The following is a 16,962-nucleotide window of genomic DNA, read 5'->3' as shown; positions in this document are numbered from 1 at the left end:
TCATTTAACGGGTATTTTGCAGCGGTGCCTTTTGCCACAATACCAGTTTTTTCCAGCGCGACATAATCGGCACGGTACAAATAATTCCCAATCCCAGCAGCCCTGTGGAAATGACTTCCAGCTGTTGCGCCGGGCGAAAGAGCATCACAATCAGCACAAAACTGATAAAGCCAATGACCAGCCAGGTCAGCCACGGATAGAGCCACATTTTCAGTTTGAGCTCGCCGCCTTCCGCCAGCAGGATTTTGCGCATCCGCAACTGGGAAATGGCGATCACCAGATACACCAGCAGGGCGATGGCGCCGGAGCTGTCGATCAGGAACTTAAACACTTTTGCCGGGGCGTAATAGTTCACGACCACGGTTAAAAATGCCGCGCCGGTCGAGAGCAACACCGCCACGTAAGGCGTTTTGCTGCGATTGATTTTGCCCATAATAGCCGGCGCGTCACCACGGCGGCTCAGAGAGTAGAGCATCCGCGACGCGGTATACAGCGCGGAGTTCAGGCAGCTGGTTACCGACAGCAGGATCACACAGTCCATGATCAGTTTGGCATGCGGAATATGCAGCAGTTCCAGCACCGATTGATAGGAGCCGACCTCTTTTAGTCCCGGCATGTTCCACGGGATCAGGGCGACGACAACAAAGATCGAGCACAGATAGAAGATTGAAATACGCCAGATCACCGAGTTGGTGGCGCGGACGATATGCTTATCCGGCGTGTCGGATTCGGCGGCGGCAATGGTGACAATCTCAGCCCCCATAAATGAAAACATGGTGATAAGCATCGCGCTCAGCACGGCACCAAAACCGTTTGGCATAAAGCCGCCGTGATCCCACAAGCGCGAGATACCGCTGACTTCAGCGTAAGGGTAAACGCCGCCGATCGCCGCTGCACCGAGGGCGATAAAGGCGAGGATGGCAATCACTTTGCACAGCGCCAGCCAGAACTCAAACTCACCGTAGTTTTTGACGCTCAGCAAATTACTGCCGGTTAACGCCAGCGTGATAACCAGCGAGAACAGCCAGATCGGGACGCCGGGAAACCAGGAGTTGAGGATGATTGCGGCGATATTCGCTTCAAGCGGGATCACCAACACCCAGAACCACCAGTACAACCAGCCGATGGTGTAGCCCGCCCATCGCCCGATCGCTTTATCGGCGTAGGTGGAAAAGGAACCGGTGTCCGGCGTGGCGACGGCCATTTCGGCCAGCATCCGCATGATCATCACCACCAGTAGCCCGGCGAACAGATAGGCCAGCAGGACCGCGGGTCCGGCCTGGGCTATCGCCACGCTGGAACCCACAAACAGACTTGCGCCGATAACCCCGGCAATAGACAGCATGGTGACGTGGCGTGATTTCAGCCCGCCCCCTAAATCATGTGATTGCGACAGTTGCCCCATCTTATGACCTCTTTATTGTTATTGAGCCGTTTGCCGGATGGCGGCTGCGCCTTATCCGGCCTACAAACCATGCCGACTCTGTAAGCCGGATGGTGACTGCGCCTTATCCGGCCCACAAACCACGCCGACTCTGTAAGCCGGATGGCGGCTGCGCCTTATCCGGCCTACAAACCACGCCGACTCTGTAGGCCGGATGGTGGTTGCGCCTTATCCGGCCTACAAACCATGCCGACTCTGTAAGCCGGATGGCGGCTGCGCCTTATCCGGCCCACAAACCACGCCGACTCTGTAAGCCGGATGGCGGCTGCGCCTTATCCGGCCTACAAACCATGCCTACAGAGTAGGCCGGATAAGCGAAGCGCCATCCGGCAATTGGCTGCAAGGGTTAACGTTGCTTAGCCTCGTCAAAGCACTGGGCGATGATCTCCAGACCCTGACGGATTTGCGCATCTTCAATGGTGAGCGGAACAAGGATGCGCAGCACGTTGTAGTACGGCCCGCAGGAGAGCAGGATCAGCCCTTTGTCGCGGGCGCGAGCGACGATCTCTGCCGTCAGTTTCGCGTCCGGCTTGTTGTGGTCGCCGTCTTCAAACAGCTCAATAGCGATCATCGCCCCCAGCCCACGGACATCGCCGATTTCACGATGCGTTTCGGCAATCGCCAGCAGGCCGTTGCGCAGGGTTTCGCCGAGCTCGTTGGCTTTTTGCAGCAGATTTTCCTGCTCGAAAATATTCAGCACCGCCAGCGCGGCGGCGCAGGCAATCGGGTTGCCGGCATAGGTGCCGCCCAGCCCACCCGGCGGGATGGCGTCCATCACCTCCGCGCGTCCGGTCACGCCCGCCAGCGGGAAGCCCCCGGCGATAGACTTGGCGAAAGTCGTGATGTCCGGCGCCACGCCCATCTGCTCCATCGCGAACAGCGTGCCGGTACGACCCGCGCCGCTCTGCACTTCATCGGCAATCAGCATGATCCCGTGTTCGTCGCAAATTGCGCGCAGGCGCTGCATAAAGGCTGGCGAGGCGGCGTAAAAGCCGCCTTCGCCCTGTACCGGTTCAATCACAATGGCGGCGATATCTTCCGGCGCGGCATCATTTTTGAAGATGCGGTGAATGCTGGCGATAGCGTCGTCTTCACTAATGCCGTGCAGGGCGCAGGGGTAGAGGGCGCGATAGACGTGGCCGGGCATCAGCCCCATGCCGGCTGAGTACGGGTTCACTTTTCCGGTCAGCGACAGGGTGTAGTGGGTGCGACCGTGGTACGCGCCGCTAAAGGCGATGGTTCCCGATCGTTTGGTGGCGGCGCGGGCTATCTTCACCGCGTTTTCCACGGCTTCAGAACCGGTGGTGACCAGCAGGGTTTTCTTGGCGAAGTCGCCCGGCACCTTCTGGTTCATGATTTCGCACAGCTGTAGATACGGCTCATAGGCCAGCACCTGGAAGCAGGTATGAGACAGCTTTTTCAACTGTTCTTCGACCGCCGAGACGATCTGCGGATGCAGGTGTCCGGTGTTCAGCACCGCGATACCGCCGGCAAAATCCAGGAACTCACGGCCTTCCACGTCCCAGACCCGACAGTTTTCCGCACGCTCGGCAAAGATAGGGTGGATCTGTCCTACGCCACGCGGAACGGCGTTGCTGCGACGCTGCATTAATTCGTTATTGGTGCTCATCAGGTGTTCTCCAGTAGGTTTTTTATTAAAGGCCGATGCACAGATATTTGATTTCTAAGTAATCTTCGATGCCGTATTTGGAACCTTCGCGGCCAAGACCGGAGGCTTTGATCCCGCCAAACGGCGCGACTTCGTTCGAGATAATGCCGGTGTTAATGCCGACGATGCCGTACTCCAGCGCCTCGCCAACGCGAAAGACGCGGCTTAAATCACGGGCATAGAAATAGGCCGCCAGACCAAATTCGGTGTCGTTGGCCTGCCTGATGACGTCGGCTTCATCACTAAAGCGAAACAGTGGCGCCAGCGGGCCGAAGGTCTCTTCTTTGGCGACCTTCGCGTTGTCAGGTACGTCCACCAGGATGGTTGGCTGGAAGAAATTGCCGCCCAGCGCGTGTGGCTTCCCACCGCTAATCACCCGGGCACCTTTTTCCAGCGCGTCGGCGATGTGCTCCTGCACTTTGGCGACCGCTTTCTCATCAATCAGTGGGCCGGTGGTCACCTCAGGAGCCAGACCGTCGCCGAGGCGCAGTTTGTTCACCGCCTGTTGCAGTTTCTCAGCGAAGTGCTCGTAAACGCCGTCCTGTACATACAGACGGTTGGCGCAGACGCAGGTCTGCCCGGCGTTGCGAAACTTTGAAGCCAGCGCGCCTTCTACTGCTTTATCCAGGTCAGCATCGTCAAAGACGATAAACGGCGCGTTACCTCCCAGCTCCAGGGAGACCTTTTTGATGTCTTTGGCGCACTGTTCCATCAACTGGCGGCCAATCTCCGTCGAGCCGGTGAACGACAGTTTGCGCACCAGTGGGTTGCCGGTCAGTTCGTTGCCAACTGCGCCCGCCGAACCGGTGACGACGCTGAATACGCCCGCCGGGATCCCGGCGCGATTTGCCAGTTCCGCCAGCGCCAGCGCGGAGAACGGCGTCTGGCTGGCGGGTTTAAGCACCATCGTGCAGCCTGCCGCCAGTGCCGGACCCGCTTTGCGGGTGATCATCGCCGAAGGAAAGTTCCACGGCGTAATGGCGGCAGTAACGCCAATGGGCTGCTTAATGACGATCAGGCGTTTGTCGGCCTGGTGTCCGGGAATGGTGTCGCCATAAATACGTTTGCCCTCTTCGGCAAACCACTCAATAAAAGAGGCGGCATAGCTGATTTCCCCTTTGGCTTCCGCCAGCGGCTTACCCTGTTCAAGGGTCATCAGGCGGGCAAGATCGTCCTGATGTTCCATCATCAGATTGAACCAGCGGCGCAGAATGTTTGCCCGTTCTTTGGCGGTGAGGTCACGCCAGGCGGGTAGCGCGCGGTTAGCGGCCTCAATGGCTTTGCGGGTCTCCACGCTGCCCATTTTCGGTACGCTGCCCAGCGTCTCGCCGTTGGCCGGGTTGGTTACCGTAATGACGTCGCCGCTATCGGCATCGCGCCACTGGCCGTCGATCAAGGCCTGCTGACGGAACAACGTCGGATCGTTAAGTTGCATGATGGCTTCCTGTCTTAAAAAGGTGAACGGGTGAAGGCGGCGTGTAAGGTGTCCACGCTACGTGCCGCACGCAGCGTGCGTCCGGGATTGCTCTGGCTTGCCAGCAGCGTCTGTACCTGGCTGACGATGTGTGCGCCGATGGGGATCGCCGACGTCGCCGCCGGGGAGGGGGCATTGCAGGTGTGGATCGATCTCGGGGTGGTGACAAACAAAAAATCATCGATCAGCTTGCCGTCCGGCGAGACCGCCTGCGCACGGACGCCTGCGGGCCACGGTTGCAGATCGCTTAGCGTCAGGCTCGGGCAGTACTTTTGCACCAGCCGCAGATAGCCACTTTTGCACAGCGAGTTTTTCATTTCGCTAAGGCCTGCGCGCAGGTTGTTTTGCAGAACCCGACGAATGCCGGCAGAACCGAGGATCTCCAGCGTGTCGCTGAGCGAAAAGTCCTGCTTGCGATAGCCTTCGCGCTTAAACGCCAGTACGGCGTTCGGCCCGACCGTGACGCTGCCATCGATCATGCGGGTAAGATGAACGCCAAGAAACGGCATTGCCGGATCGGGGATCGGGTAGATCAGATGGTTAACTATCTGGTTGTGTTCCGCGGCCAGACGGAAGTATTCGCCACGGAACGGGCAGATGATAAAACCCGGTTCGATGCCGAGCATTTTCACCAGCCGGTCGGCCATCAGCCCGGAGCAGGTAATCAGCGTTGCGCCACTAAATTCCTGCCCCTGGCGGGTATGTACCACCACGCCCGTGGCGTGTTCTTTCAGGGCGCTGACGTCGGCGTTGTAGATAATCTCGCCGCCTCTGGCCTGGAAGATTTTCGCCATTGCTTCCGTCACGTCGCGGTAGCTGACAATCCCGCTGGACGGCACAAAAATGCCGCCGAGTCCGGTAATGTTTGGTTCGCGCTCGCGCAGTTCCTGCGCATTCAGCCACTCGCGCTCCAGGCCGTTGGCCGCGGTGCGATCCCACAGGGCGCGCATCCGTCCCATTTCCTGCTCAGAGGTGGCGACCAGCATCTTGCCGCAGGTGTCGTAGCGGATGCCGTTTTGATCGCAAAAGGCTTTGGTTGCACGGTTGCCGGCGAGACAAAACTGCGCCTTCAGACTGCCGGGGGTGTAATAGACCCCGGCGTGGATCACGCCGCTGTTGTGGCCCGTCTGGTGACAGGCCGGGCCGGACTCTTTTTCCAGCAGCGCTACCCGGGCGTCCGGATAAACGTCAATTAACTGCATGGCGGTCGACATGCCAATAATGCCGCCGCCAATAATCACAAAATCATACATCCGCTTGTTCCTTCACGCTTACTGGTGAGTCTGGTAGTGGTGGGTGGAATAAGCGAAGTAGCCGCGCTGGCGCATCAGTTCGCGGCGCAGGTCCGGGTGCGAGGTAAAGCGATCGCGACCGTGCAGCCAGAACAGGTTGTTAATCAGCAGGAATTTGCCCACCGATACCGGAACGGACAGGATGCTTTTGCTGGTTTCCAGCGCATCGGACAGGTCGCTCAGCCAGACGCCTTCCTCAAAATCTTTTGGTTGCACGAACTGGTCGATGTAGCGCATGACCGGGCGGCCCTGTTGGTCTACGTCAAACACCGGGTGGAACACATCATGGCTGACGTTCTTGCTGGGCGGCGCGGCGAAGCGCATTGGACGACGAGCCAGGGGATGGCTGAAGTACTTGTCGAGATGCTCCCAGTCGTCGAGATGCAGCAGCAGCGAGTTGCCGCCGGTCATGTTCTGCTCGTCGATCTTCATCATCAGCACGTAATCGGTGATTTCTTCGACGTAAGTACCGTCGTTATGCAACTCCATGACGCGGTGCGGCTGGCGCAGATAGCTGTCTGAGTTATCGACATTTTTCACCACGAAGCGCGCATAGTACTGACCACTCATGGCGTCAAAGTTGGAGCGCCCAACCAGATGCGCCACCGCGGTTGCCAGTTTGACCATCTCGTCAGCCTGCGCCACGTCATCGATGCCCTCCGCGTTGATCAACAACGCGCCTTCTGCACGATCGAGCAGCGTTTTCAGCAGCAGCGGTTGCAACTGGTTGTCGCACAGACTGTCGAGGATCTGGCCCACTTTGAAGCGCAGGAACGACTTATATTCCAGCGCCTGCACCGGCCACTGCGCGACCTGCTGGAGAAAGTGTTCCGTCGTTCGGGCAGAAAAGGTCAGCTCCAGCAGACGCGGAGACTGGGCCGACGGTTTCAGCGTAAATCTGCTGTCGTGCTGGCCTGGATCTTCAGCGTTCGGTTTAACGGCAGTCAGTGCATTCATCAGAATCGATCCTCTCAGTAGATGGTCAGGGAAACATGGCGAAGCTCATTTCGTAGCCATAAATTAAAAATATCTACATTTTTAATAAACGTGCACAAAATGAACTTTTTGTTTCTTTTTTGTGATCAAAAACAACAAGCATTTAACATTATTAAATGCAGGGATATCGAGATGATTACCGCGAGAAAAAGGAAGAAAAGGTTGAGGAAACCGCCGCTTAGCCTACACTAACGCGGGTTGTGGTGCGTCTGATGAGCGGGGCCTGGGATAAACATGTTGATTAAAAACCTCTTTCGTCGGGTGAAGTGGGTGAGTTCCGGCCTGTTGGCGCTGGTCAAACACGTGGTGCTGACGCTGCTGGTGGTACTGATTGTTTTCCTGGGCGTGCGGGTGTATCAGACAGAGAGCGGACCGGACCTTCATCTCTGGCACACCTGGCACGGGAATGAGATGAGCGCGGCGGCGCTGGACAATGCCACGTTTGCACAGTATCAGGCGCAGGAAGAGATGCTGTTTGCCGATCTGCAAAAACAGGTGGGCGATAAGCTGAGTGCGGATGAGCAGACGCCGATCAACCGTTTCTGGTCGGGCAGCCGGGTTTATCCGGCGCAATTTACCCCCAACGGGAACCGCTCATTCGTGCTGATGCCGCAAGGTAAACCGCGCGGCGTTGCCGTGATGCTGCACGGCCTGACCGATTCGCCCTATAGCCTGAAATATTTAGCGCAGATCTACCAGCGGCAGGGATTCATCGCCGTGGTGCCGCGCCTGCCCGGACACGGTACTGCGCCTGGTGCATTAACGGCGGTCGACTGGGAAGCGTGGCTGGCCGCGACGCGGCTGGCGGTTCGTGAGGCGACGCGACTGGCGGGTACCGAAGTGCCGCTGCATCTGGTGGGGTACTCTAACGGCGGCGCGCTGGCGCTGAAATACACGCTGGACAGTCTGGACGACGACACGTTGCGACGCCCGCGTCAGCTGGTGCTGCTATCGCCGATGATTGGCGTCACGTCATTTGCCCGTTTTGCCGGGCTGGCGGGACTGCCGGCGCTGTTCCCCGCCTTTGCCAAAGCCGCGTGGCTTAACGTCACGCCAGAATATAACCCCTTCAAATACAATTCGTTTCCGGTTAATGCGGCGCGGCAGTCTTATTTGCTGACCAAAGCTTTACAGCAGCAAATCGTACAGGATGCGCAGAATACGCGACTTCACGATCTTCCTCCGGTGCTGACCTTCCAGTCGGTGATGGATTCTACCGTCAGCACCCAGGCGGTAGTGGATTCGCTGTATCGCTATCTGGGGCCAAACGGCAGCGAACTGGTGCTGTTTGATATCAATCAGGCTGCTAACCTGCGACCACTGCTGCGTAGTGCGTCTTATACCGCCGCGGCAACGCTGTTGCCGTCCGTACCGCGTGCTTACCGCACGACGGTGGTGACCAACGCCACGGCGGAAACCGTGGCCGTGGTGGCGCGTGACACGCTCGCCGGAACGCGTGAAGTGCAGATTCAGCCGTTACGGGAAGCCTGGCCACAGGAGATGTATTCGCTGTCGCATGTGGCGGTGCCGTTTCCACTGACCGATTCTTTGTACGGGTTGAAGCCGGATGCGTTGAATCGTTATGGGGTGAGCATCGGTACGATTGCGCTGCGCGGAGAGACCGCCACGCTGCTGGTGGGGCTGGATACGTTAATGCGTGTCACCTCGAATCCGTTCTTTCCCTATCTACAGGAACGGGTTGAGGCGGTGGTCGGGGGGCAACGTTAACGCGTTTTATCGCCCCTCCGGGGATGAACGACAGCGGGTAAGTTCAGCCCGGTAAATGGGTAACAAGCAAAAAGCCGCTTACGCGGCTTTTTGCCTGATGAACGTCAGGATTATTCGCTGATTTTTTTCTCAACGGCGGCGGCGCCTTCTTTGGTCTTATTCCAGCCCTTTTCAGTCCCTTCTTTCGTGGCGTTCCAGCCTTTCTCGGTGCCTTCTTTGGTTTTATTCCAGGTTTTCTGCGAACCTTCACTGACTTTACTGCTTAAACTATCGCTTTTACCTTCGGCGGTATGTTTTGCTTTCAGTCGTTGCTCTTCACCCTGATTCTGTGCCTGGTGCAGTTTTTCTTTTGCGGTATTCGCATTTTCATGCGCGGCAGCCACATCATTATCCGTTGCGTGTGTGGTTGCAGCAAAAACAGGTGAAGCCAGCAGAAGTGCAGATAATGCGATCATGGTCTTTTTCATAATATCCTCGCTTAACATTATTCGTTATTAGCGTGATTAAGCATGACAGCTGAACGAGGCGCTGGCTTTAGGAAAAAACTGTAAGCAGGAAATATCATTTTTTTTCCATGCGTTATGCCGGGAACGCATCACGCAGAATTATCCCGGCGGTGAGAAATAAATATCGTCGCGACTATGGTCAATTCTCGTTCTTTCTACCATGCTTTTTAGACTCGTGACGTTAAGCGGGTAAATGGCATTGTAATAACTTATCTCTCGTCCGGGGCTGACAATGCGTAACATTCTTCCCCCCATTATCGTTACCGTGTTGCTCTTTGTTTTTGGCGTTTTAATTCTTAACGCGCAGCTCTGGTATTCGGCCAGAGCTGACAGCCTTGCGGGTGCGCGGTATGTGGTGAGTGATGTCAATGTCATTCTTGATGAAGCGAGTCGTGCCACCCGTACGGCCAGCAATGTCGCCTTGAAAGGCTGTGACCAGGAAAATCAGTATCTGCTTGGCATGGAGGCGGCGTTACAGCCCCATCTCAGGACTATCTTTATCTTTCGCCAGGGAGAGATATGGTGTTCGTCGCTACCGGGTAATCGCATGTTGCTTACGCATCTTCCGCAGGTTCCCGACAGCACACTGTTGCTCGCGTCGGCAAAAAATACCGTCAACAAACAACCTGTTCTGTTGTACCAGACGCCGCTCGCCGAAAAGCGAATTGTAGTCACCATCAGCGATCAACATATTCGTGACACATTGCGTACGCCGCTGAAAGGGGTGAGCTACGCGCTTAGGGTCGGCAGCGTGGTGCTGGGATTGTCGGGGGATGTGGTTAAGGTAAGTGAGTCAGAGCGGAATGTTGGCTACGTAAAGTCTGGCCATTATCCCTTCGCGGTAAGATATAACCAACCTTCGCTATTTAGTTTGCACAGACTCATCAGCCAGGGAATGGGCATTATCGTTTTTATTGCGCTGATATCGTGTCTCGCAGGGTATGCTCTCGAACGGTATTTAAACAGAAGCACCACCCCGGAAGAAACGCTGCGCAGGGCCATAAATAAAGGGGAAATTGTTCCTTTTTACCAGCCGGTGGTGAATGGCAGAGAAGGAACGCTGCGAGGGGTAGAAGTACTGGCAAGATGGAAACATCCCACTGCGGGATATATTTCCCCGGCATCCTTTATCCCGGTGGCAGAAAAATCGGGGCTGATTATTCCGCTCACCCAGAGGTTGATGAGCCAGGTTGCCGCGAATATGAACGCGATTGCCAGTAAACTGCCGGAAGGTTTTCATGTCGGAATTAACGTGAGCGCCTCCCATATCTCTTCACCGTCATTTGTAGCAGAATGCCTGAAATACAAGGAAAGTTTCAGGCGAAAAGATCTGAACCTGGTCATTGAGGTGACGGAGCGCGAGCCGTTGCATGTTGATGAACACCTGGTACAAACGCTTAATGTTCTTCATGAAAATGGTTTTGTTATCGCACTGGATGATTTTGGTACCGGGTATTCGGGGCTTTCATATCTTCACGATTTGCACATTGATTATATCAAGATCGATCAAAGCTTTGTTGCACGGGTTAACACAGAAGAAGATTCAACGCGGATCCTGGATTGTGTGCTGGACCTGGCGCGAAAACTGTCGTTAAGTATTGTTGCCGAGGGGGTGGAAACGAAAGAGCAGGTTGACTATCTGAACCGCAACAATATTACCTTCCAGCAGGGGTACTATTTCTTTAAACCGGTCAACTTCACCGAACTGATAAAAATTATCTTATCAAAACCTAAAGTAAAAGTAATAGTGGAGTAGGTGGACTATTTCAATTTGAATGACGCGTATCGGAAGCATTCACCTCCTGCATCCCTTTTTGCGGGTCAAGAAAATAGCATTTTGTTTTTGATGAATAGGCCTGTGAAGCCGCTTCGCATTCCGAGTAATGGGTAAAGGCGCCAATGACTTCGCTTTTTGTATTGTTGCCGGTAAGCGCAAAAACCAATGCCAGAACGTACATGTTTTATCCTTAACGTAACACCGTTTGATATTTTGGTTAGTTTAGAAATAATGTGTTGTTGTACTTTTATTGATGGTGATAAGTAAATATTAATGATGATAAGTAAACATAGAATGCTTTTATTCCTTCTGATAATACGTGTTGAATAACTGAATACAAGTCAAAAACTCCGGAAAGTCCGTTTTCGGATAACTTATCTTTTATTTATGATGTAAATAAATAGCGAACCTGATTCGTATCATAGGGATACGATCAGAGCGTGAGATTGCGTCGACTCCCCGCCAGGGCCAAAGTGGAATCGGGCCTGGAAAGCCCGTCGCGTTGATACTGCGGTAAACTGACGATTTGCTCATTGCCAGAAGAGGGGGCCAGGACGACATTACTCATAGGTGACTGTCATATTAACTTGTCCCGTCACCGGTCCGGTATAGCTGGCACCATTACGTTTAATGGCACTGCGCTGGACAAACCGCGCACCAAACTGCGCCGTGTCCTGACTGCTATAACTGAGATCTTGCGTATTTGTTTTAACTTGTCCTTTGCTACCCGTACTGACAGGAAAGCTGGGATAAGGTGCGATGGTAGTATTGACATCAATTCGGCTACCGTTATAAGACATCTCGATTTCTAACCCTTCAATAAACTGACCGCCACTGTCATACACGGTGATATTTCGGTTCAGTAATCCGTCTGAGCCAGCATCCTGAAAACTAAGTTTCACGTTATTCACTTTTCCAGAACATTCAATATTAAGATCGATCGGCTTTATGGCGCCGTAAGCAGGTAAAACCCCTGTATTTCTGCCTGCCACATCGGTCCAGGTTCCCAGGTTTACCTGATAATTAGTTGCTCCTCGCAATCGGCAGGTAGGGATGGCAATAGTAATGCCACCTGATCCGAAAATAGTTGATACATCCAAAGATTGTGTGGTGTAACCAGGTGGTTTCCCATGAGAATAACTAAGTGCTCCGGTTATAGATAAATTACTTGTTTGCGGAACATTTCCAACTTTAATTAATTCTCCACGTATAGAGTATGAGACATAATTAATGTCAGACCCCATATAATGGTTGAAATTTGGCGATGATCCATATACTTTGGAAATGAATCCGGGTTGTACCCAATTAAAAGATTGCTGCAGGATGGTGTTTTCCTGCCCAACTTGTAGTGGTGTAGAGCCTGCTCCGTAAACATGGGATGTAGCAAGTGCACCTACATACCCTGTGTTCTGGGCATTAATTGAAATTGGCGTAACGTAAAGTCTCAAACCAATTCCGGGGTTATTGGTAGGCCAATAATATATTCTGTAATCTTGAGATTGTTTTCCCAAAAAGTAGAGCGATGTAGCATAAGACACTTCCGGGCCATTACCACTGCCTTGGGAACTTAAAGTACTTGTACTAACTTGCGTCGCGGAATTGCACACCGTGACGAAACCAGGCGCAAAATCATTATATCCCCAGCTATAGAGTACACTACCGTTATCTAGACTATTATCCACTAACAGGGTACGTTGCTGAGACAGGGGCTGTAACGTTGGGTAACTAAAGCTGCAATAACTTGCGGGGGCTCCATTCGTTGGCCAGGTAGGTGTTGACAGGTTAATCGTAATTGCCTGAGTATTCCCCGCACCAGTACCTAAAATTAAAACAATAACGGTATTTATTAATCTGTGTCTCATAACCGTACCTCAGTCGTCAGTACGCCGGTTTCACCGCCAAAATCATTAATTGCGCTGTAGGTGAGGGTGACAGACTTACCGATTAACCCCTTTGGCACGCTATACCGCTGGCTGCTCATTGGCGCGGGCATTTCAATTTTGTCTTCCAGTCGGGTTTCGTTTACGCCGCCTGCCTTCAGGGACAGCTGACCGAAGCTAATGTAATAAGGAGTGGGGTTCGTTGCTTTCAGCCAGACCGCACCGCCTTCGCGTTCAACGCTCCAGGTCAGCGATTTCACCGCATCCGCAGCCTTACCGCTGTCCAGTCCTTTCGGGCGGACGAATATCTTTAATCGACTGCGAATCGCCAGGACCAGTTTGTTATTCTCGCTGTCTTTGGCTTTTGGCGGGATTTCCTGGATTGATAACCAGTATACCGACTCCCGGTTTTGTGGAATTTCACCCGGTAAAACGACCAGGCGCAATTTCCCTTCCTGTTTTCCGGTGAGTTTCATCACGGGTGGGGTTAACACTAAAGGCAGGTTATTATCATTGCCTTTTAAATCTTCCAGCCACGACTGAACCAGATACGGTTCCTGGCTTTCATTAACGATCTCAATTGGCGTTTCTTTATCGTCGGCATAAGCCACAATACGTGTCAGTTGTGGACGAACGGCACTCCAGCTGTGTACCGGAATTAAAAAGCTCAATGCCGCGCTGATTAACAGTGAATGTTTAATGGTCTTTAACAACATAATTCTACTCTCTTGGATAATTCATTGAACAGGTGCTGACAACGCCCTGCTTATTACTGGCAATTCACCGTGATTTTTTGGTACCACTGCGATTCAGGATTATCGGTATTTAATTTTGGTAACGTAAACTGACACTGTTTATCACGTCCCCAGGTCACTATCAGATGTTCATCTTTGCGTGCATCCAGCCCCGTCAGATAAGCCAGTCCGTTATTACCCACAATGCCGGCTTCTTCACCTTGACCTTCAACGGTGACCACTGCGCCAACCGGAATCGTGTGCGGACTCTTAATCACCACCATTGCACGACGCCCGTTGCGTGTAGCAAAACGCAGCAGCACCACCGCACCCTCGGTCGGTACCACTTTTTTCGTTGATTCCTTAAGTTCCACGTTCGGCGCATTTTGGGTGTCTAAACTGACGGTGTTATAGCGATAAGGGCTGAGATACGTCACGACGGCACGCCCCCAGCGGTCGGTTCTGACATTGTTATTACCAGAGACGCCGATATCAGGTGCATCATCCGTTTCCACAATGCCGATAGTGTCACCCATTCTTTGAGCGAGCAGCAGACCGCCTCGGTATACCACCACTCCACCGGCAATACCGGCTGAGAACTGGTCAGCATAATTACTGTGGCTGACCGACGAGTTCAGGGTGGCAAAACTGGCGTTATGGGATAATGACGCTGATTCGCTGAGGTTATTACTGGTATCCCGTTGCACATTAATGCCATAAGACAGGGGGCTGTCCTGCTGCCCGCCGGAAATTCCGACTGACTGGCTGTAGCGGTTATCTCTATTGCGCGTCAGGTTATAACTCACCGAGTTATAGTTCTTCTCGCGTTCACCCCAGCGTAAGGGGATGCTGACGCCGAGATTGAGCGAGTTATCATTGTCGCCGCTGCCATTTTTGCTGTAGGTATATGCCAGGTTGACGCTGGCGGAACCCAGCATAAAACCATAACCGGCGGACGCTGAAGTGCTCTTTTCAGACGTGCCATAATAACGATCCTGACTCAGCGAAAGATAAAGACTGCCATGGTCTTGCAGGCCCTGGTTGATATTGACCTCAAGTCGACTGCGACGGCGCTTATTCCACAGGCTATCTCCTCTTTCATAATCACTGTCATCGTCATACCCCGAGTGATTATTTCGGCTAGTAAACTCTGAGAAAGACAGAAAATGTTCTGAACGATATTGATAGCCTAAGATGCGCAGGCCGGTATCGGTCTGGTCAAACTGTTTTGCATATAACAAACGAACCGCGCTACCGTTTTTGGTGCTGGTGTCATGGGTGCGGGTGGCGTAATCATAGCGATAACGCGCCTGGGCGAGATCTAACGAAAATGCGCCGATATTACCGATATTCCACGCCGCCCCCATCGCCAGAGACTGATACTGCTCTGACCCGAGGCTGGAGACATTCAGCGTAAGCGCTTCAAATCCACGCTCAATGCTCAGCGCTGCCATTAATGGCTTATCAGACTGGCTGTCACGATATTCCCCCATTGACAGGCTGTAACGAAAAGCGCCGGGGCGGATCATATTTGGCAGTGCGGTATACGGTACGGTGAATTTCTGCTCTGTACCGTCAGTTTCTTCAACCGTGACGTCCAGATCGGCACCGATCTGTCCGGTATACAGGTCGTCAATGGCGAAAGCACCGGGCGTCAGGGTTTTACTGTAAATAATATTGCCACGCTGGCGCACCACGAGACGTGCGTTAGTGCGGGCGACGCCTCTGATGACCGGCGCATAGCTGTACTGTGATTCCAGAAGCATTCTTTCATTGGTGCCGAGGGTGAAACCGCGCAGCGGAATAACGCCCATAATGCTGCTGGGCGTATAGGTATAGATATCCCCGGCAGAGATTTTTGATTGCAATGCGATGATATTGCGTTCGGCATACAGTCTGTCGTGGTTAGTTTTCCAGCCCTCGCGGCTATTCTTATTAAATGTATCAAAGCTATAAATTCGCCATGCACCCGCGCTGGCGATACTATTAAGACTGACAAAAGAATTATTATTATTAGAACGGCTGTCATTCCCTTCGTAATTGGTACTTTTCTGGCGGGTATTATAAAAATAGCCATTGTAAGCGGTGCGTAATGCCGGGGTGCCATCATCCCACTCCGTCGGAGAGATCATTTGAAAGCGTGAGCGGTTTATGGCTTCCTGCGGCAACGTCAGTCTGAGCTGCTGGTGTGCATCATCGTAAAGTACAGTAGCCGCAGGAATGCGCTGTGCCAGGTCTTCACAGATCCCGTCCGATGGCGGCTCTTTTTCTGGCGTTTGCCAGTCATCATAAAGCTCGGTTTTCACGCCTAATTCGTTTAACAGATAACGACTCAGGCAGGGAACAACCAGCTTGTCTTTCGGCTGAGGGATAAAGTTGATCTCGTAAATATCCGTTACGCGATCGTTCACGACCACCTCAACCTTTTTTTTCCCGGGTGCCAGCGTATTTTTATAAAGAAATATATCGGGGGTCGCGCCATTTTTATCCTGGCGCAAAAATTCACTCTCAAATTCACTGTCGTTTTCCTCTGCATTGATACATGAGGAAAACGACAACAAAATCGAAACTGCCAGCACAGATAAAACACGATAAGCGGGGATAGAGAAATAGTAAGCTGGCATAGTCGTTTTCTTTTGTTACTTAGGTGTAATAACCACCACAGCAAAATTTGCAGTGGTGGTGTTTAGATAATCCAGGTCAGGCCTTATCTGACTTATCAGAAGTAAGAGATGACAAAGTCGGCAACGCCAGTGACGTTACCTGACGTCACTCCAGTACTCAGGGATTTGTAGGCTGCTTTATAATTCAGTGTCAGCGGGCCAGGTGAACCTGTTGGAGGCAATGCCACACCTGGATCACTTGCCGCGCCGCCGTTTACGTCGATTTGCGTCGTGCCGTTTTGTTGCAAAATGGCGATAGCCACGTTCGCTGCTGGAGTTACCAGTGCGGTGTTAGCAATAGCCCCTCCGACTGCGCTGGTTGTTGTGAACAGTGCGCGTACGTTATTCAGTGCCGCAGTTGCCTCGCATCCGGTAAGCTGGATGGAGAATGGCTTCATACCGGCGTAAGTCCCGGCTGCGGCGTTCAGGGTCGATGCGGTGACGTTATCCAGCGTCAGAACAGCGGTGCCCGGAGTCCCCGTAGCGTCGGCAGTGACTGACGCAATTGCAGTACATGCCGAACTGGTGACAAGACCGTTGAACGTAATTGTGCCGTCTGAAGCCTGGGCAATTCCACTGCTTACACTTAATGCAATAACGGACGCCAGAAGATATTTATTCATAGTAACTCCATGTTGATTTATATATTTCATTCATTCCATGTTTGCCTTGTAATAGATAATGTTGCATTTGATTATCATTTGATGCGCGTGTGAGCACTCATCAAATGATGACCATCAAACGTAAACTCTATAAACAAGTGTCCATGTCATTTTTAAAACGATATTGGTAAAACCTT

Annotated in this window: 13 protein-coding genes; 2 read left to right on the top strand and 11 right to left on the bottom strand. The window is 52.9% G+C overall.

The genetic code is table 11. From position 1 onward, the window contains the following. Nucleotides 1-4: 4 nt before the first annotated feature. The 5 genes from gabP to glaH form a co-directional block, all read right to left on the bottom strand. The gene (gene gabP / locus OGY35_RS09450) at nt 5-1,405 is read right to left on the bottom strand and encodes a GABA permease (protein WP_286632136.1); all 1,401 of its coding nucleotides are present in this window, start codon (nt 1,403-1,405) and stop codon (nt 5-7) included. Nucleotides 1,406-1,790: 385 nt separating this feature from the next. Next, complete coding sequence (gene gabT / locus OGY35_RS09445; protein ID WP_152402611.1) at nt 1,791-3,074, bottom strand: 4-aminobutyrate--2-oxoglutarate transaminase; 1,284 nt, start codon at nt 3,072-3,074, stop codon at nt 1,791-1,793. 25 nt (nt 3,075-3,099) lie between these two features. Continuing rightward, nucleotides 3,100-4,548, bottom strand: coding sequence for an NADP-dependent succinate-semialdehyde dehydrogenase (gabD, locus tag OGY35_RS09440; RefSeq protein WP_286632135.1), 1,449 nt, complete (start codon nt 4,546-4,548; stop codon nt 3,100-3,102). Between the two features lie 14 nt (nt 4,549-4,562). Then, entirely contained in the window at nt 4,563-5,840 is a 1,278-nt protein-coding gene (gene lhgD, locus OGY35_RS09435; protein ID WP_286632134.1) for an L-2-hydroxyglutarate dehydrogenase, read from the bottom strand. Between the two features lie 18 nt (nt 5,841-5,858). Further along, complete coding sequence (gene glaH, locus OGY35_RS09430) at nt 5,859-6,836, bottom strand: glutarate dioxygenase GlaH (RefSeq protein WP_152402618.1); 978 nt, start codon at nt 6,834-6,836, stop codon at nt 5,859-5,861. Between the two features lie 279 nt (nt 6,837-7,115). Between glaH and OGY35_RS09425 the strand changes: the two genes are divergently transcribed. Beyond that, on the top strand, nt 7,116-8,603 hold the full coding sequence (locus tag OGY35_RS09425; RefSeq protein ID WP_286632322.1) for an alpha/beta hydrolase: 1,488 nt from the start codon (nt 7,116-7,118) through the stop codon (nt 8,601-8,603). Nucleotides 8,604-8,713: 110 nt separating this feature from the next. Here OGY35_RS09425 and OGY35_RS09420 read toward each other — a convergent pair whose 3' ends face one another. Beyond that, entirely contained in the window at nt 8,714-9,070 is a 357-nt protein-coding gene (locus OGY35_RS09420; protein ID WP_042325986.1) for a KPN_00521 family repetitive protein, read from the bottom strand. Nucleotides 9,071-9,341: 271 nt separating this feature from the next. Here OGY35_RS09420 and pdeG point away from each other — a divergent pair, with 271 nt between their 5' ends. Then, on the top strand, nt 9,342-10,865 hold the full coding sequence (pdeG, locus tag OGY35_RS09415; RefSeq protein ID WP_286632133.1) for a cyclic di-3',5'-guanosine monophosphate phosphodiesterase PdeG: 1,524 nt from the start codon (nt 9,342-9,344) through the stop codon (nt 10,863-10,865). Nucleotides 10,866-10,875: 10 nt separating this feature from the next. Here the strand turns inward: pdeG and OGY35_RS09410 are convergent, their stop codons facing one another. The 5 genes from OGY35_RS09410 to OGY35_RS09390 all read right to left on the bottom strand — a co-directional run bounded on the left by OGY35_RS09410 (nt 10,876) and on the right by OGY35_RS09390 (nt 16,786). After that, nucleotides 10,876-11,067 (bottom strand): hypothetical protein, encoded by a 192-nt coding sequence (locus tag OGY35_RS09410; RefSeq protein ID WP_152402626.1) that lies wholly within the window; start codon nt 11,065-11,067, stop codon nt 10,876-10,878. A 379-nt stretch (nt 11,068-11,446) separates the two neighbouring features. Beyond that, nucleotides 11,447-12,748 carry a fimbrial protein gene (locus OGY35_RS09405; RefSeq protein ID WP_286632132.1) on the bottom strand — a complete coding sequence of 434 codons (1,302 nt, stop codon included), beginning with the start codon at nt 12,746-12,748 and terminating at the stop codon, nt 11,447-11,449. Further along, nucleotides 12,745-13,482, bottom strand: a complete 738-nt coding sequence (locus OGY35_RS09400; RefSeq protein ID WP_286632131.1) for a fimbrial biogenesis chaperone — start codon at nt 13,480-13,482, stop codon at nt 12,745-12,747. The genes OGY35_RS09405 and OGY35_RS09400 overlap by 4 nt, the downstream gene beginning before the upstream one ends. 53 nt (nt 13,483-13,535) lie before the next feature. After that, the gene (locus OGY35_RS09395) at nt 13,536-16,124 is read right to left on the bottom strand and encodes a fimbria/pilus outer membrane usher protein (protein WP_286632130.1); all 2,589 of its coding nucleotides are present in this window, start codon (nt 16,122-16,124) and stop codon (nt 13,536-13,538) included. 95 nt (nt 16,125-16,219) lie between these two features. Next, nucleotides 16,220-16,786 (bottom strand): fimbrial protein, encoded by a 567-nt coding sequence (locus tag OGY35_RS09390; RefSeq protein WP_286632129.1) that lies wholly within the window; start codon nt 16,784-16,786, stop codon nt 16,220-16,222. Nucleotides 16,787-16,962: the final 176 nt, after the last annotated feature.

It is taken from the genome of Citrobacter sp. Ct235 (assembly GCF_030332305.1).
GTDB lineage: Bacteria > Pseudomonadota > Gammaproteobacteria > Enterobacterales > Enterobacteriaceae > Citrobacter_A > Citrobacter_A telavivensis.
The sequence above is the reverse complement of the archived record's forward strand: the minus strand, read 5'-3'. Positions and strand labels throughout refer to the sequence as shown.

Bases quoted from the DNA above. Each gene is read 5' to 3' on its own strand.
- gabP (WP_286632136.1), bottom strand. From the start codon at position 1,405: ATGGGGCAACTGTCGCAATCACATGATTTAGGGGGCGGGCTGAAATCA.
- gabT (WP_152402611.1), bottom strand. From the start codon at position 3,074: ATGAGCACCAATAACGAATTAATGCAGCGTCGCAGCAACGCCGTTCCG.
- gabD (WP_286632135.1), bottom strand. From the start codon at position 4,548: ATGCAACTTAACGATCCGACGTTGTTCCGTCAGCAGGCCTTGATCGAC.
- lhgD (WP_286632134.1), bottom strand. From the start codon at position 5,840: ATGTATGATTTTGTGATTATTGGCGGCGGCATTATTGGCATGTCGACC.
- glaH (WP_152402618.1), bottom strand. From the start codon at position 6,836: ATGAATGCACTGACTGCCGTTAAACCGAACGCTGAAGATCCAGGCCAG.
- OGY35_RS09420 (WP_042325986.1), bottom strand. From the start codon at position 9,070: ATGAAAAAGACCATGATCGCATTATCTGCACTTCTGCTGGCTTCACCT.
- pdeG (WP_286632133.1), top strand. From the start codon at position 9,342: ATGCGTAACATTCTTCCCCCCATTATCGTTACCGTGTTGCTCTTTGTT.
- OGY35_RS09410 (WP_152402626.1), bottom strand. From the start codon at position 11,067: ATGTACGTTCTGGCATTGGTTTTTGCGCTTACCGGCAACAATACAAAA.
- OGY35_RS09405 (WP_286632132.1), bottom strand. From the start codon at position 12,748: ATGAGACACAGATTAATAAATACCGTTATTGTTTTAATTTTAGGTACT.
- OGY35_RS09400 (WP_286632131.1), bottom strand. From the start codon at position 13,482: ATGTTGTTAAAGACCATTAAACATTCACTGTTAATCAGCGCGGCATTG.
- OGY35_RS09395 (WP_286632130.1), bottom strand. From the start codon at position 16,124: ATGCCAGCTTACTATTTCTCTATCCCCGCTTATCGTGTTTTATCTGTG.
- OGY35_RS09390 (WP_286632129.1), bottom strand. From the start codon at position 16,786: ATGAATAAATATCTTCTGGCGTCCGTTATTGCATTAAGTGTAAGCAGT.